Annotated in this window: 10 protein-coding genes; 3 read left to right on the top strand and 7 right to left on the bottom strand. The window is 74.0% G+C overall.

The annotated features are described in order from the left end of the window. Positions 1-29: 29 nt before the first annotated feature. The 6 genes from ACN28C_RS08760 to ACN28C_RS08735 are packed head-to-tail and all read right to left on the bottom strand — an operon-like array spanning position 30 to position 9,506. A complete protein-coding gene (locus ACN28C_RS08760; RefSeq protein ID WP_422773027.1) occupies positions 30-947 on the bottom strand; it encodes a sugar phosphate isomerase/epimerase family protein in 918 nt (305 codons plus the stop codon). After that, positions 947-1,954 (bottom strand): Gfo/Idh/MocA family protein, encoded by a 1,008-nt coding sequence (locus ACN28C_RS08755; RefSeq protein ID WP_422773026.1) that lies wholly within the window; start codon positions 1,952-1,954, stop codon positions 947-949. Before ACN28C_RS08755 ends, ACN28C_RS08760 begins: the two co-directional genes overlap by 1 nt. After that, positions 1,951-3,531 (bottom strand): hypothetical protein, encoded by a 1,581-nt coding sequence (locus ACN28C_RS08750; protein ID WP_422773025.1) that lies wholly within the window; start codon positions 3,529-3,531, stop codon positions 1,951-1,953. The genes ACN28C_RS08755 and ACN28C_RS08750 overlap by 4 nt, the downstream gene beginning before the upstream one ends. Next, a complete protein-coding gene (locus ACN28C_RS08745) occupies positions 3,528-5,870 on the bottom strand; it encodes an ROK family protein (RefSeq protein ID WP_422773024.1) in 2,343 nt (780 codons plus the stop codon). The genes ACN28C_RS08750 and ACN28C_RS08745 overlap by 4 nt, the downstream gene beginning before the upstream one ends. Positions 5,871-5,914: 44 nt before the next feature. Further along, positions 5,915-8,143, bottom strand: coding sequence for a 3-dehydroquinate synthase family protein (locus tag ACN28C_RS08740; RefSeq protein ID WP_422773023.1), 2,229 nt, complete (start codon positions 8,141-8,143; stop codon positions 5,915-5,917). A gap of 4 nt (positions 8,144-8,147) precedes the next feature. Then, positions 8,148-9,506: a glycoside hydrolase family 5 protein gene (locus tag ACN28C_RS08735; RefSeq protein WP_422773022.1), complete on the bottom strand. Its 1,359-nt coding sequence runs from the start codon at positions 9,504-9,506 to the stop codon at positions 8,148-8,150. Between the two features lie 760 nt (positions 9,507-10,266). On the opposite strand from ACN28C_RS08735, the gene ACN28C_RS08730 reads away from it, so the two are divergent. Continuing rightward, a complete protein-coding gene (locus tag ACN28C_RS08730) occupies positions 10,267-12,225 on the top strand; it encodes an Hsp70 family protein (RefSeq protein ID WP_422773021.1) in 1,959 nt (652 codons plus the stop codon). Positions 12,226-12,593: 368 nt separating this feature from the next. Next, positions 12,594-14,084, top strand: a complete 1,491-nt coding sequence (locus ACN28C_RS08725; protein ID WP_422773020.1) for an NCS1 family nucleobase:cation symporter-1 — start codon at positions 12,594-12,596, stop codon at positions 14,082-14,084. Between the two features lie 325 nt (positions 14,085-14,409). On the opposite strand, the gene ACN28C_RS08720 is transcribed toward ACN28C_RS08725, so the two are convergent. Further along, the gene (locus ACN28C_RS08720; RefSeq protein WP_422773019.1) at positions 14,410-15,363 is read right to left on the bottom strand and encodes an MOSC domain-containing protein; all 954 of its coding nucleotides are present in this window, start codon (positions 15,361-15,363) and stop codon (positions 14,410-14,412) included. Between the two features lie 413 nt (positions 15,364-15,776). Between ACN28C_RS08720 and ACN28C_RS08715 the strand changes: the two genes are divergently transcribed. Beyond that, the gene (locus ACN28C_RS08715) at positions 15,777-16,070 is read left to right on the top strand and encodes a MerR family transcriptional regulator (RefSeq protein ID WP_422773018.1); all 294 of its coding nucleotides are present in this window, start codon (positions 15,777-15,779) and stop codon (positions 16,068-16,070) included. The last annotated feature ends 2 nt before the right edge of the window (positions 16,071-16,072 follow it).

Raw genomic sequence — 16,072 nt, 5'->3', positions numbered from 1 at the left:
GCCCCACCGCCCGGGTGCCGCTGCCGGGTTCACCGGCCGGACCGGGCCGCGCCGGCCAGCACCGCCCCGCCAGCACCGGGCCCCGCCGCCTCGGCCTGCTCGTGCCGGCGGGCCAGGTCCGCGCGGAGAGCGAGGCAGTCGCGTACGTAGTCGCCGGCGCGGGCGATCGGCGGATGCGGGTCGCCGTCCCCGCAGTACTCGACGCAGATCGCCGGTACGCCGAGCGATTCCGCCCGGGTGATCCAGGCGTAGTTGTCCAGCACCCCCTCGGCGGTGTCCACGTTGAAGTCGGCCCGTCCGCCGTCCGGTCGGAGGTTCTTCAGGTGGAAGTAGCCGAGCCTGCCGGCGAGTTGGTCGAGCACGGCCGGATCCCGGTCCGCCGGGCTCACCACGTAGGCGTTGCCCGGGTCGGCCGTGGCGACCACCGCCGGATGGTCGACCATCGCCAGCAGCCTGGCCGTGCCGGCGACCGTGTCGTGTACGGAGCCGGGATAGACCTCCACCCCGACCCGTACGCCGTGCCGGTGGGCGTACTCGCCGAGCCGGCGGTAGCCCTCGGCCGCCCGCTCGTAGTGCGCCTCCCCGGCGATGGCGCTGCCGTTGCGCCGCCAGTCGTCCGGATCCCGCTCCAGCGTGCCGGACCAGCCGTTGACCAGCCCGATCCCGTGCCGGGCGGCGGCGGCGATGGTCCGCTCGACCTGGTGCAGCGACGCGGCCCGGTCCGCCGGGTCGGTGCCGACGAAGTCACCGGTGTAGCCGAGGCAGTGCACGCCGACCCCGTACCGCCGGCCGAGCGCCACCGCGCCGGCGACCTCGGTCTCCAGCCGGGCCGGGTCGAAGTGGAAGTGGACCAGCTCGATGCCGTCCCAGCCGTGCCGCGCCGCGACCGCGAAGACGTGCCGCAGCGGATACCGGCGGAAGGTGTAGCTGTGCAGGACGAGCTTCATCAGTTCTGCCCTCCGGTCAACGCCAGCCGCATCCCGCGGTTGGCGACGCTTCGTTCGAGTGCGTGCAGCACCCGCAGGTCCCGCAGTCCGCGCGCGACGCCCACCTCCACCGGCACCGACGCCCCGGCCGCGCAGGCGGCGAAGGCCCGGTACTGGGCGAGGTACGGGTCCACCGGCTCGGGGCGCAGCCAGTACCGGCCACGCTCGTCGCAGACCAGTACCGAGCCGCCGGAGTCCATCGCCCACGAGTTCCGGACCACCAGCAGGCCCCGCTCGCAGACGACCGTGTACCGCGAGACGCCGGTCGCCGGCGGCTCGGTGAAGGACGACTCGATCTGGAGCAGCCGCTCCTCGCCGAACCAGACGGTCGCCTCGACGAAGATCTCGGTCAGCTCCGGATCACCGCCCGGATAGCCGGTGGCCCGGCACGCCGTCGGCGCCGCGTCGAAAATGTCCGCCGCGGTCAGCAGCGGATAGATGGCCAGGTCGCCGAGGCAGCCGAGGCCGCTGTCGGCCCGCCGGTTGCGCCAGTCCCCGTCGCGGTGCCCGAGGTGGCAGGCGGTGATCGACCGGGGTGCGCCGAGCCGCCCGGACCGGACCTCCTCGACCACCGCCCGGTTGTACGCGTTGTAGCGCGACATGTAGCCGACCATCGCCGGCGCCCCGGACGCCGTCGCCGCCCGCAGGATCCACTGCCCGCCGGCCACGGTGTCGGCGAGCGGCTTCTCCACCAGGGTCGGGATGCCCCGGGCCAGGGCCCGGCAGGCGAACTCGGCGTGTCGCCGGTTGGGGGTGGCCACGTGCACCCCGTCCAGCGGCGTACGCAGGAACTCCCGCACGTCGGTGCCGTACCAGACTCCCGGCTGCCCGGCGGCGACCGCCCGCAGCGCCGCCTCGTCCCGGTCCAGCACGGCGACCAGGCTCAGGTCGTCGGCGGCGGCGATCGCCGGCAGCAGCGACCGGCGGGCCAGGAAGCCGGCGCCCACGATGCCGATCCGGAAGGTCACCGGGGCCGTCCCGGCGTGCCGCTGCCGCCGTGCCAGTGCAGGAGCAGGCTACGCGGGGCGAGTGACCGGTAGGTGGCTCCGGCGATGGCGTCCAGGGTGTGCCGCTGGGCCGCGAGCGCGCCGGCCAGGGCCCGGTCACCCGCGCCAGCCGGCCGCTCCGGAGTGAGCAGCACCGCCACCCCGACCGAGCGGGTGTGCCAGGCCAGGTGGTACGAGTGGTGGTTCCAGGCGCTGCCCTCGTGCACCTCCACCGGGCGGCCGAGCCGCCGCGCCAGCCACTCGGGGCCGACGGCGGTGACCGGTTCGGCTCCATATCCGACGACGTGCACGGCGGTGAGGTCCGGTCGCTCCGCCAGCCAGCCCGCCAGGGCGGTGGCCAGTTCGTCGGCGCTGCCCACCGGGCGGCTTCCGGCGGGCCGGTCGTCGGCGGTCGGTGCCACCGGCAGCAGTCGCTTGTAGTGGTCCACCGCGTCGTGCGTGGCGAACCGCAGCCCGTGCCGGACCCCGACGCAGGTGACCAGGGCGGCGACCGCGTAGCAGGCCGCCATCGCGGCGGCGACCGCGTCGGCCGGCCCCTCGGGCCGGTGCAGCGCCGCGATCCCCGCCGCGACATCGACGACCACCGCTCCGGGCGCCGGCTCCGCCGCCAGAGCCGCGACCCGACCGGCCGGGGCGTCACACGGAGCCGCCCCGCCCTGCGCGGACACCGCCGCATCCTGCGCGGACGCCGCCGCATCCTGCGCGGACACCGCCGGACTCTGCTCCCAGACCACGTCCGGCCAGGGCCGGAACCGCTCGGACTTGCCGCCCCAACCCTGCCGGGCGGCCTGGAGGGTCCAGAGCCGCAGGCCCGGACCGGCGCCCGGCGGCAGCCGGAACAGCACCCGTGGCCGGCCGACGGCCGGCAGCCGCGCGGACTCCTCGCCGGCCCACTCCCCGATCGCCCGGGCGGCGCCGGCGAACGCCCGGTAGGCGTCCTCGAAGTGCTCCGGGGTCAGGATCCGGGCGGCGAGCAGCGCCGGCACGGAGAGCGGGGCGTGGTAGAGCGCCACCTGGTCGTAGCCGCCGGCCAGGGAGAGGGTGCCGGCGCGTTCGCAGAGCCAGGCCGGGACCGCCCCGCAGATCCGGTGCCGGGCCGCCGCGAGGGTCGCGGCCAGCAGCCGGGTCTCCCGGGTACGCCCGGAGGCGCTGACCGCGAACCAGGCCGTCCCCGGGCACCCGCGCAGCTCCCACAGGGTCCGGTGCATCGCCTGCGGGTCGAGCGAGTCCAGGACCCGGATCGCGCGCTGCCCCGGCACCGCCTCCGAGATCGCCCGCAGCCCGAAGGCCCAGCCGCCCGTGCCGACGAAGACCGCCCGGCGGCAACCGCGCAGCAGCGTGCCGTCTCCCCGCGCGGCGGTGAGCCGGGCCACCCGGGGCCAGGAGGGCGGATGCACCCAGCCGAGCCGGGGAGCTCCGGCGAGGCTGGCGAGCGCGGCGATGGTGCCGGCCGGCCCGTACCGCTCGCCGCTGGCGGCGGCCCGCACATACGCCCACAGTTCGGCGCCGCTCGGCTCCGGCCAGTGCCGCGCGGTCACGGCGTACCCCGCGGTGCGGGTGGTGGGCCCGCGGGGGCCGGTGCCGGGGCCAGCACCGTGCCGTCGAGCCGGAAGTCGACCACGACCCGCAGCGCCGCGTTGCCCGACACCGTCCCGTGGTCGAGCAGCTCCGCCGCGACCTGAGGCAGCGCGGGAAGCGAGACGAGATGGCTGACCAGTGGCGCCAGGTCGAGCACGCCCGGCCCGGGTGGACGTTCCTGCCGGGACCCGCCGCCGGTCAGCAGCTCGCGGGCGACCGCGAAGTCGCTACCGCGACCGCCCCGGGTGCCGAGCACGGTGCACCGGCCACCGGCCGGATTGTCGACGACCCGGCGCCCGCTCCCGGTCCGCAGCGGCACCGGGTCCAGCACCGTGCCGCCGCCGGCCCGGACCGGCCGGCCTGGTCCGAAACCGCCGAAGAGGTGCAGGCGGGCGCCGTCGGCCAGCGCCGGCCAGACGAGTTCGGTCGCCGCCGGCCCGCCGTCGCCGGCCACCGCCACCACGGCCAGCTCGGCGCCCCGTCCGCCGGTGGCGGAGCGGACTCCGGCGGCGAGTCCCGGCCCGAGCGGCAACACCGCGTCCGGGGCCGGCAGCCCGCGCCGCACCGCGGCCCGGAGCCGCCGGTCGGTCCGGCTCGCCACGGTCACCGTACGGGCGCCGCGGGCGCGGGCGACAGCGGCGTGTAGCAGGCCCAGTACTCCGGCCCCGACGACGAGGACATCCCGGCCGGACCAGTCCCCGGCGAGCACCCGGTGTGCGTGCAACACCGCGGCGAGCGGCTCCAGCAGCACCCACTCCGGGCCGCAGCCGGGCGGCACCCCGAGGATCTGGCCCTGGGCCAGCGCGCCCAGGTCGGCGACGAGGACGTCCCGGAACACTCCCGGCACGTTGTGGCCGAGTTTGAGGTAGTCGTCCGTCGGGTGGTTGGGGTTGAACGTGACCAGGTCACCCGGGCGGAATCCGGTGACCGCCGCCCCTGCCTCCACCACCTCGGCCACGCACTCGTGCCCGAGTACGCCGGGCTCCAGCCCGCGCTCGCCACGCAGGATCTGCAGGTCGGTGCCGCAGAGTCCGGCGTACCTGGGGCGGAGCAGCAGTTGCTCCCGGCCGCAGCGCGGCCAGCTGCCGGTGGTGAGGAGCAGCCGCGACTCGCCGACCGGCTTGACCACCTCCCGGGTCTCGGTACGGCGTGCCGCGAGATAGCCGGCCATCCCGGCCAGGGTGGCGTGTTCCGCGTCCCCGGGCACGTGCAGCAGGGCGTCCCGGTCGGCGGTGGTCCAGCCCTGGAACCAGCCGGCGTCGACGAGCAGCGTCGCCAACCACTCGCGCAGCGCGGCGAACCAGGGCGCGCCGACGCCGTGCGCGAAGCCGCCGACCACGACCACGGTGCGCAGCCCGGACTGGGCACAGACCTGCAACAGCGCCACCGCGAGGTGCCGGGTCGCCGCCCGCAGCACGTCGGCGACGAAGGCGTCACCGGTGCGGGCCGCGTCGGCCAGCGCCCGCGCGTCGATCCGGGCGGGGTCGCCGCCGACCATGCGGTGCAGTACCGAGCCGGCGAAGTCGGCGCGGTCGCGCCGGGCCCGCCGGATCGCCGCGCGCACCACCGCCGGTCCCGAGCTGTACGCGCAGAGGTCGGCCACGGCACCGCATTCGCACCACGGCAGGTCGAGCCCGTCCAGCAACTCGCGCGCACCCCGCTCCCCGGCGGCGGCGGCCCGGCCGAGCCGGGCGGCTCCGGTCGGGCCGCCGGGCAGCGCGTCGAGCCGGGTCGGTTCCACCGGTACGTGCCCGATCTCGCCGCCCAGCCCGGCCGGGTCGGAGAGCAGCTTCGCGGCGCCGGGGAGCCGGTCGTCGAAGACCTTGACCGCGACGCCTGTACTCACGGTGACCAGGGCGAACCGGCCGAGCCGCCGGTAGTGCCAGGCGGCGGCGGCCACGTCGTTGAGCACGGTCACCCGAGCCCACGGCAGCCGGGTCCGGAGGGCGGCCCGGATGTCGTAGCCGGCCGACTGGGCCTGCCAGAGCACGCTGGCGTCCCGGACCACCCCGTCGGTGCCGACCACCGCGCCGACGGCGACCCCGAGGTCCCGGCGGCCGGCGGGCTCGGCGGTCCGGTGCAGCCGGTCGGCCTCCTCGGCGATCCGGTCCAGCAGCCGCTCGCGTACGCCGGCCAGCGGCAGGCCCGGGCGGTCGCGCCGGTTCGGGGTGGTGAACCGGACCAGCTCGCCGATCGGTCGTCCCGCCTCGGCCAGGATCAGCCGGGTCGAGGTGCCGCCCACGTCGACCACGACGTCGGGCCCGGTCGCGCCGGCGGGGGCGAGCGGGGGCCCTTCCACCGCGGCGAGTGGAAGGGCGGGGGCCTTTCTCACCGCCTCGGCGGTCATGGAGCGCTCCAGGTGTGGGCGGCGGGGGCGGACGGCGCGGTGCTGTGGGGCCGCTGCCGCCGGGGTGCCGGGTCGGCCCGGCGGCGCAGCGCCGACCAGGCCCGGCGTAGCTGTGTCGCGTCGATCTCGTCGATCGAGTCGACGAAGCCGCCGATCCCGATCCCGACCGGTACGGCCAGGTGCAGCTCGCCGCCCTTCTGCGGCAGTACGTGGGTGTGCAGCGCCCGCCACAGCTCGTCGGCGTCGCAGCAGCCGTCGTACGTCGGCAGCCCGATCCGGCGCAGCAGCGTCTCGGCGCGGTCGGCGAGGCCCTGCGGCAGCCGCCCCGCGGCCACGCCCAGCCGGCAGGAGAGCGCCATTCCGACCGCCACCGCCTCACCGTGCCGGAGCCGGTGGCCGGAGCGCTCCTCCAGCAGGTGCCCGAACTCGTGGCCGAAGTCGGCCAGCCGGCGCAGCCGCCGCTCCCAGGGGTTCTCCTCCAGCTCGACCAGCATCGCGGCGACCGCCCGCCGCAGCACCTCGTCGAGCACCGGTGCGGCGGCGGGGTCGCGGAGCGCGGCGTGATGCTCCTCGACCAGGGCGTAGAGGCGGGCGTCCCGGACCAGTGCGATCTTGACGATCTCGGCCAGGCCGCACCGGAACTCGGCGTCGGGCAGGGTCTCCAGGAACCCGGCGTCGCAGAGGCAGGCCAGCGGCGGGTGGTACGCGCCGAGCAGGTTCTTCCGGCCGTCGGAGTCGACGCCGACCTTCAGCCCGACCCCGGCGTCGACCAGCCCGACGAGCGTGGTCGGGACGCGCAGGTACGGTGTGCCGCCGGGATGGCAGGCCGCGACGTAGCCGACCAGGTCGAGCACGGTGCCCCCGCCGACCGCGAGGATCCGGTCGGCCGGCCCCAGCCCGAGCCGGTGCACCCGGCGCAGCAGCCGCCCGGCGGCGTCGAAGGTCTTGCCCCGGGGCGAGCTGCGCAACGGCAGCACGGTGTAGCCGGCGAGCCGGCCCCCGCGGCACCGGCTGGCGAGCGTGTCCCGGACGGCGGCGGTGACCGCCGGGGAGTAGTCGTCCACCACCGCCAGCACCCGGGCGCCGGCCGGCAGGTGCGCGGAGAGCGCCGCGTTGTCGGGGTCGAGTATGCCGGTGGTGAAGGTGACCCGGTAGCTGAGTTCGCGGATCCGGTGCGCCCGGACCGGCGCCGGCACCGGAGCGGAGGCCACCCGCGGCGCCTCCCGCGCGGCCGGCGCCCCGCGCGCGGCGGCGAGCCCTACGGCGAAGTTCAGCGGCGGTGGGAAGGCCGAGCCCGCCGGCACGCACGGAGCCGGTGGCACGCCCGAGGAGGGTGGCCGGGCGGGTGTCGACGGCGCCGGGCGGGTTCCGGAGCGGGATCGCGGGGGCGGGCGCCAGATCCGCCGGTCGCCGGGGCCGTACCGGTGCAGCAGTCGGGCCACCGCGTCCAGTGCCGCCCTTCGGATCCGCGCCGGGTCGGAACCCCGGTCGAGCTGGTCGGCGAGTACGGGGTCGAAGCCGGCCAGGTGACGTACTGCCGACCGCTCGTCGGGGCGGACCGGGGCGGGGTCGGCGAGCAGGGTGTCGACGTCGACCAGGAGCACCGGGTCCCGCGCCTCGGCGGCGAGCGCCGGCGCACCGGCCAGCACCCGGGCGCTCCAGTGCAGGGAGGCCAGCAGCGCCGGCAGGTCGTCGTGCACCCGGACCGCGCGGACGTGCCGGCGGTACATGGCGGCGGCGAGCGCGGTGACGGCGGTGCCCGATGCTCCGGCGAGACAGACGAAGGCGTCCCGCCGGCCGAGCCCGGCCTCGACGGCGGCCCGGACCACCGCGCGTACCGGCGCGTGGTCGCCCGCCGCGCGGAGGTCGTGGGAGTTGCGGAGGTCCGGGAGGCGGACCGTGCGGTACCGGTCCAGCGCGCCGCGTTCCCGACAGTGCCCGAGATAGGCGTCGAGCCGGTGCTCCTGCTCCGGCCGGTCGCAGAGGGCGAGGATCCGGCGCGCGCCGCCGAGTGCCCGCAGCAGGGTGGGATCGCCGGGCCGCCACAGCTCCGGCCGCATCCGCAGCTCGAAGGTGTCGATCAGCTCGGTCCGGAGCGTGTCCTTCAGCCCGTGCGTCGGTGCCGGTGCCGGCCGGGGCAGGTCGCGGATCCGGGCCGGCCCTCCCGTCGCCGGGCCTCCCGTCGCCGGGCCTCCCGTCGTCGGGGCCCCCGTCGTCGGTGACATCGCCTCAGACCGATGCCCGCTGGGCGCAGGCGTGGCGCAGCAGGTCCACCAGGGGCTGGCGCGGCCGGCACCGGTCGAACCGGAACGAGGCCATCATCTCGTCGATCGCCGGCTCGTCCATCCCCCGGAACAGCTCACCGAACTCCGGCAGCAGGGCCTCGGCGAAGAGGATCTGCGGCACCAGCCGGCCGATCAGGAACTCGCTGCCGAACGGGAACGGCAGGTAGTCGGGGAACTCCCGGGCGAAGAGTTCGTGCAGCGGCCGCATGATCTGCTGGATGTGGTCGTGCCGGCCGCCCCACAGGTCGACGCCGAGCCGGGCCTTCTTCTCCAGCACCGGGCGGAGGCGGCGCATCCACGGGCTCTCCGGGTCGACGGTGAGCGGCGCCGCGACGCCGATGTCCTTGTAGGGCCAGAACGCCCAGTTGGCCCGGTGCCGGGTGTAGATGTCGAACTGGTCGGTGAGCAGGTCGAGCCGCATCCGGTCCCGTTCGGCGTCACCGGTGAAGACCACGTTGAACTCGCCGACGTAGACCGGCGTGCCGGTGCGGAGCATGTACTCGCTGCGCTTGAGATAGGTCCGCTCCAGGACGGCCGCGTCGAAGTACTGGTCCCGGGACTGCTCCGGTAGCAGGATGCCGTGCTCGTAGCCGATCCCGTCCGGTGACTCCCAGACGTGGGTCAGGTGCGCCGTCCCCGGATAGCGACCGTCCGGGACGTAGCCGGGCGGCGCGTAGTCGTGGTGCGAGTAGACGACGTTCGGCAGCGGGTCGCCGTACACGTCGAAGTCGTTGGAGTAGCGGTTGCCCTCCAGGATCACGATGTGCTCCGGGTCGACGGCGCGGATCGCCTCGACCAGGCGGCGCGAGTACGGCCCGACCACCTCCCCGGTCGGGTCGGCCGGCTCGTTCACCGGGTTGTACGCGGCGACCCACGGCTCGTCCCGGTAGCGGGCGGCGATCGCCTGCCAGAGATGCACCACGCGATCCTGGAAGTGCGGATGCTGCCAGAACTGGGCCACGTGGGTGGGGTTGTCGCTGTGCCAGTCCTGGTTCTGCCAGCCCGGCAGCGCGTGCAGGTCGATGATGGTGCGTACGCCGTGCCGGGCCAGCAGTTCGATCGCCCGGTCGAGGTGGTGGAAGCCGCTCTCCACGATCTCGAACGGCCGGCGGTCGTCCTCCAGGTGGCGGTAGTTGACCGGGATCCGGACCACGTTGCAGCCCAGCCCGGCGATGAACCGGGCGTCGTCGGCGGTGAAGAAGTGCTCCAGGAAGCGGTCGAAGAAGAACGCCGCGCGTTCCGGGCCGAGCACGTCCCGCACGGCCGCCCGCATGCCCTGCTCGTACGCGGGGAAACCGGTCATCCAGTTCTCGAAGTTGAGCCAACCGGCGAGGCCAATGCCCCGCCAGATAACCGGCCGACCGTCGCCGTCAACTATTTGATCGCCATTGGTCCGGAGAAATCCTCCGGGGCACGCCAAAGTAAACCGGGACACGGACATGCCACCCCCTGCCTTTCCCGTCGTCGGGTGCATTGCCCGTTCGGATCGATATTGACTCAATACGATGGAGGGTGAATCGTCAAGAGGGCAACCATGATCAGATGGACGCGCTCCCACGCGCTCCCCGCCGAGCCTGGAGCGTTGCGCCCCCGACCAGAGAAGTCATCAGGAGAGTCCAGGACGGGTGTTGCCGACGGCCGATCGAAGGCGATATTTTGGCGAGGGATGTTAGCGGTCCCACCACCGGTCCCCGCCACACACCCACGGGGGAAAAATGGTTTGGCCGCGATCGTGGAGGTCCGTGCTATCCGCCGTACGCCGCCTGACTCGGCTCCGCCGGCGGCGGCGCCGACGCGACCCGTTTCTCTACAAGTAAGATCCGAATCGGAATCACCCGGCCCTATCGCCGTCACCCCCGGCAGCCCGGCCACCCCGGCCCTCGGGTCGGGCGACGGGCAGCCGGCGGCCTGATCCCGTAGACCAGCCCTCTCTCACCAGTGGGCCCGGCCGGATTCCGGCCGGGCCCGCGCCGTCACCACGCCCCGCCAGGACGCGCCGAACGGGCGACCATGGTGCCGAACGGGCGACCATGGTGGAGCGACGCTCCCGTACCGTGTGTGCTGTGCGTGGGGCAGGCGCGAGACTCGGCATCGACTTCGGCACCTACAACACGGTCGCGGTGCTGGCTCAGCCGGGCCGGGACCCCCGGCCGCTGCTCTTCGACGGATCGCCGCTGCTGCGCTCGGCCGTCTGCGCCGACACCGGTGAACGGCTGCTGGTCGGCCAGGATGCGCTGCACACCGCGCTCTCCCTGCCGCACTCCTACGAGCCCTATCCGAAACGCTGCGTCGATGAGGGCACCGTGCTGCTCGGCGGCCGGGAGATGTCGGTCGAGGACCTCTTCGCCGCGCCGCTGCGCAGGGTCGCCAGCGAGGCGCGCCTGATCACCAGCGAGCCGGTCACCGAGGCGGTGCTGACCTATCCGGCCGCCTGGGGCGCGCACCGCCGGGGCACCCTGCTGGCCGCGGCCGGCAGGGTGCTGCCGACCGTGCGGCTGGTCGCCGAGCCGGTCGCCGCCGCCAACTTCTTCGTCGAGGTGGCCGGCCGGGACCTGCCGGTCGGGCGGTGCGCCGTGGTCTACGACTTCGGTGCCGGCACCTTCGACGTGACCGTGGTACGCCGCGGCGCGGACGGCTTCGAGGTGCTGGCGACCGAGGGGCTCACCGACTGCGGCGGCCTCGACATCGACGCCGCCGTCGTGGACCGGATCGGCGCCACCATAGGCGGCCGAGACGCGGCCACCTGGACCCGGCTGACCAGCCCGGACACCACCTCGGACCGGCGGGCGAGCCAGCAACTGTGGGTCAACGCACGGGCCGGCAAGGAGATGCTGACCCGCGCCACCAGCACGCTGATCCACGTGCCGCTCTTCGACGTGGAGATGCCGCTGGGCCGGGAGGAGCTGGAGGAGCTGGCCGCCCCGGTGATCAGCCGTACCGTGGCGACCACCCGTACGCTGCTCGGCCGGGTGGAGGGCGGGGACTCCGTCGCCGCGGTCTTCCTCTCCGGCGGCTCCAGCCGGATGCCGGCGGTCGCCACCGCGCTGCACCGGGCGCTGCAGATCGCCCCAAGCGTGGTGGAGCAGCCCGAACTGGTCGTGGCGGAGGGAAGCCTGCGCATCCCGCCCGGCTCCGCCGGACCGGCCACGGCGGCGACCGCCGCATCGCCGGCCGCCGCCGACGCACCGCCGGCCGCCGATGGCGCCCCACCGAACGCCACCGCCCCACCGAACGCCGGTACGCCACCGGACGCCGCTACGCGGCCGGACGCCGCTACGCCGCCCGCCGCCGGTGGGACGCCCGCCGCCGGCGTGCTGCTGGACAGCGGCCCTGGCGGCACGGACGCGACCGCGGGCCTCCCGACCGGATGGTCCGGCCGCTGGGTCAGGCTACGGCGGTCGCGGCGGTCGCGGCGGGCCGTGGTCGCCGGCGCGGGCGTGGCGGTCGCCGGCGTCGTGGGCGCGGTCACCGTCGCCGCCGTACTCGCTGCCGGCGGTCCCCCGCAGAAACGCGCCGACCGGGCCGGTGCGGCCGGATCCGGCTCCTCCGCGTCGCCGAGCCCGAGCCCGTCGCCCACCCCCGCCGCGACGCCGAGCGTGACGGCGGCCGGGGTGGACAGTTGCCTGGTCGGGGTCTGGCGGAGCATCAGCAGCCAGTCGATCAACCGGATCGACGGCAACGAGGTGCAGTTCACCGGCGGCACCGGCGTACTGCAGACGTACGCCGCGAACGGGCGCGTGACGATGGACTTCAACAAGAGCAAGGACTCGACCGCGACGGTCAACGGCGTACGGTGGCGGCACCGGATCCGGGGCACCGTGTCGGCGAACGTCTACCACCGCAACGGCCTGGAGTACGTCAGCGACGTGCGGGCCAACGGGACGATGGTGCTCTACCGGGGAAGCAGCCGCAACGCCAGCAGTGACCTGTCGCTGCTGCTGGAGCCGAGCGAATACATCTGCACCGGCGATCGGATGCGGTTCTTCGGCAACGGCGCCAGCGAGTGGGTCCGGGTCCGCTGACCGCGGCGGCAGGTTGACCTCGCCCCGGGAGGTGCGCCGCACACTGTCGGCGTGCAGCGGAAGTACCTGCGGGCCGGTGAGTTCGGGGAGCCCCGACCAGTTGCCACGCGCCCGGCTGATCGCCGATGCACACCTCGGTTACGTGGGCAGCGGGCCGTACTGCTACGCCAACGGCCGGGACGGCGCGCGATCGGGGCGGCCGAAACGAACGATTTACATTTGTCACACTCGGCGCCCTCCCCATCGGGTTCTAGGGTGGACCTGCTCCGTAGGACGACTGCCCGATGCCCGTCCCGCCGGGCTGGCCTCGCGCCCCGCGCGCCGCCGCCGGCGCGACCGATCGGCAGGTAGACATGCCAGGAGGAGCCGTGTCCGCCGAGACCCGAACCGTCGCGCCGCACGATCCGCTCGCCGTCGGCGCCGACCCGCATCCCGACCTGCACAACGCCGACCTGGCGCCGCTGCCCGAAGGCCGACGCCGATGGGGTTGGTTCGAGATCTTCAACGTCTGGACCAACGACGTGCAGAGCCTCGCCGGCTACACCCTGGCAGCGAGCCTGTTCATCACCGCCGGGATCAACGGCTGGTGGGTCTTCGCGGCGATCGTCCTCGCCGGCCTCTTCGTGAACTACCTGGTCAACCTCACCGGCGTGCCCAGCGTCCGGTACGGCATCCCGTACGCGGTGATGGCCCGCAGCGGGATGGGGGTACGCGGCGCGATGTTTCCCGCGCTGGTCCGGGGAATCGTCGCGATCTTCTGGTACGGCGCCCAGACCTACTTCGCCTCCACCGCCGTGGCCCTGGCGTTGAACGCACTCCTCGGCACCCCGGGCGGTCCGGAGGTGCTCGGGATGACCGGGGTCGACTGGATCTCGTACCTGATCGTGGCGACGATCCAGATCCTGCTCTTCGTCCGGGGCATCGCCTGGATCGAGCGGTTCCTCAACATCGCCGGCCCCGCCGTCTACGTCGTGATGACGCTGCTGCTGGTGGCGATCTGGGTGCAGGCCGGCGACGAACTGCTGCCCGCCGTCGGCACCATCTTCAGCAGTGCCGACGTCCAGGGCTGGGCCGCCGTCACCGCGTTCCTCGGCGTGGTCGGCACGATGGTGGCGTACTTCTCCGCCGTCATCATCAACTTCGGCGACTTCTCCCGGTTCTCCAGGAACGTGCGCGGCATGAAGATCGGCAACTTCACCGGCCTGCCGGTCAGCCTCGCATTCTTCACCCTCCTCTCGCTCTTCATCACCGCCGGGGCGTACGTCGTCTACCAGGACGGCCAGGGTGAGCCCCAGACGAACCCGGCCGCCATCGTCGGCCAGGTCGGCAACACCGCACTCACCGTGGTGGCAGCGCTGACGTTCCTGGTCGCGACGATCGGCATCAACCTGGTCGCCAACTTCATCCCGCCCGCGTACGACCTGTCGAATCTGGCGCCGCAGCGGATCAGCTTCAAGCGCGGTGGCTACCTGACGGCAGTCTTCGGCTTCGTCATCGGCGCCCTCTGGGTGGCGGTGATCGACCAGATCGGACTGCCGAAGTTCGTCGACACGCTCGGCGCCGTGCTCGCCCCGCTCTACGGGATCCTCGTCGCCGACTACTACGTCGTCCAGCGCGGTACGCTGCGCGTCCAGGACCTGTACAGCATGGATCCGGCCGGCCGCTACCACTACACCGCCGGCTGGAACCTGCGGGCCGTCGGCGCTTTCCTGCTCGCCGCCGTCTTCTCGGTGGCCGCGGTCTGGGTCCCGTGGCTGGCCGAACTGAGCGGGTTCGCCTGGGTGATCGGCGCGATCATCGGTGCCGTGCTCTACGTCCTCGTCATGCGCCCGCACCGGTCGACCGTGGCGGCGAGCTGACCGGCCGGCGCGCGCCGCCGACCTCGCCATCCTGCTGGGCACGGCCGGCGACCATGGCCCGGACTCGGTCAGGTGGACGGTCGAGCGTCTCGGCGAACCGGTCCGGCCCGCACCCGGCGCGCCGTCCCGGGCAGTGGCCGCGCTACCGGATTTCGGCCGCCGTACCAGGCACTGGTTTCCTTCTCCGACCAGTCCGCTTTCCTTCTCCGACCAGTCCGCCCTGACCGCGACGCTCGGCGTCCCGGTCGCGACCAGGACCTCCTTCGACTCCCGGGCGGTCACCGCCGTCGCCTTCGGGCTGCGCACCGCCGGATTCTTCGCCGTGCTACGCAGGCTCGGCGGGAACCCGCTGTTGACCACGGGGCTGTCCCGGCTCAACACCGGGACGAACCGGTTCGCGGTGCAGGCGACGGCCATCGGCCCGGACGCCGGCCCCCGGGGCCCAGCGGTCGACAACCAGTCCGGCACCGACCTCGATCTCGCCGGGGCGTATCACGGCGAACTTGACACCGAGCACCACGCCCTCCGGAGAACGGCGGTAGGCGGCCAGGGTACGCAGCGGCTCGGGCCCGGTCCGCGCTCCACGCTCCTGGTCGACGGTGGTGACCGCGCAGCGCGCGGCACGCTTGGCGAAGCCCAACTCGGCGGTGCCCACCGACAGGCGCCGGAGGTGGTCCTCGGTGTGCGCTCCCGGCCACCCGTCCACCACGATGTTGGGACGGAACCGGCTGATCGGCAGCGCCCTGGCGCCACGGGCGCGAAGCCGCTCGTTGAGCAGCTCCACCGAGGCTCGGGACAGCAGGTGGATCGCCGAGCTGTCGGCGTAGCCGGAGGTTCCCGGAGTCTCCCCGTCGGTACGCCGGCCGTGCTCCGGCGGCACCCGCACCAGCCTGCTCGGCGCGCCCAGCACCTGCGACAGCCAGCCGGCGACGATGTCACCCTGGTCGATTCCACGCAGTGGTGCACCGAACAGCAGCACGTCCCGCCGTGCCGCGTCGATGTCCACCGTCAGCTGCAGCGGTTCGCGCTGTGGCGCGGACAGCGTCAGGTGCCCGCCGTCCGCACTGATGGCCGGCCGGATCAGCGCGAGCCGTGGATCGCTCCGCTGGCTGCGGAAGACGCCGGCCGGGTCCACGACCATGAAGCTGCGGTCGTGGGCGAGGCCGGCCGGTGCCACCACCGCCCTGGTGAGGGAGAGGCCGGCGCATCCCTTGATCGGATAGGTGGTCAGCTCGCCGACGACACCGTTGCCGAAGTGAGCCGAGATCGGGTCGGACACCAGCGGACTCCTCCACGTGGAGGCGCCCTTCGTCCCTTGGTGGCGGGCATCGAGCGTGGCGGGCAGAGCCCGTCGCAGCGCCTCTCGACCCCGGTCCCGCCAGTCTCGGCAGGCCCGGCATCGGCGTCAAGGAGATTGCGGGACGCCTGCCGGCGTGGTTGTCGACCGACCGACCGGTCGGTCACCGACACCACGGCTCTGGAACCTCGTCGTCTTCTGTCTGTCTCGGCGGGCGACGGTGCGGCCGGCGCGGTTCGCGCCGACGACCAGTACGCATGCCCCGTTGATCTGCGTCTCGGCTACGCTAGAAACCCTGACGTTTATGTCAGAGGCCACAACCTGACGTTCCTGTCAGAGGTAGGGCCTGCGATGGAGGTAACTGTGCGGATCGGCGAGCTGGCACGAAGGCCGGCGTGAGCGTGCGGTCGCTGCGCTATTACGAAGAACAGGGACTGCTGACGCCGATACGCAGCGACAGTGGGCAGCGACACTACCCGGAGCCGGCCGTCGAACGGGTGCAGTTGATCCAGATGCTCTACGCGACCGGGCTTCCCAGCCGGACCATCGCCGAGCTGCTGCCATGCGTCGATGCGAGGGTCAGCACCCCGGAGTCGCGTGCCCGGTTGGCCGCCGAACGGGACCGCATATCGGCGGAGAAGGTCTGCGGCGGCCCGGCACCGGCGGCATTCTGCACGAGTGGAGGTTGAAC

The organism is Plantactinospora sp. WMMC1484, from assembly GCF_049315195.1.
Classification (GTDB): domain Bacteria; phylum Actinomycetota; class Actinomycetes; order Mycobacteriales; family Micromonosporaceae; genus Plantactinospora.
This window is presented reverse-complemented; position numbering and strand designations above follow the sequence as displayed.

Bases quoted from the DNA above. Each gene is read 5' to 3' on its own strand.
- ACN28C_RS08760 (WP_422773027.1), bottom strand. From the start codon at position 947: ATGAAGCTCGTCCTGCACAGCTACACCTTCCGCCGGTATCCGCTGCGG.
- ACN28C_RS08740 (WP_422773023.1), bottom strand. From the start codon at position 8,143: ATGTCACCGACGACGGGGGCCCCGACGACGGGAGGCCCGGCGACGGGA.
- ACN28C_RS08735 (WP_422773022.1), bottom strand. From the start codon at position 9,506: ATGACCGGTTTCCCCGCGTACGAGCAGGGCATGCGGGCGGCCGTGCGG.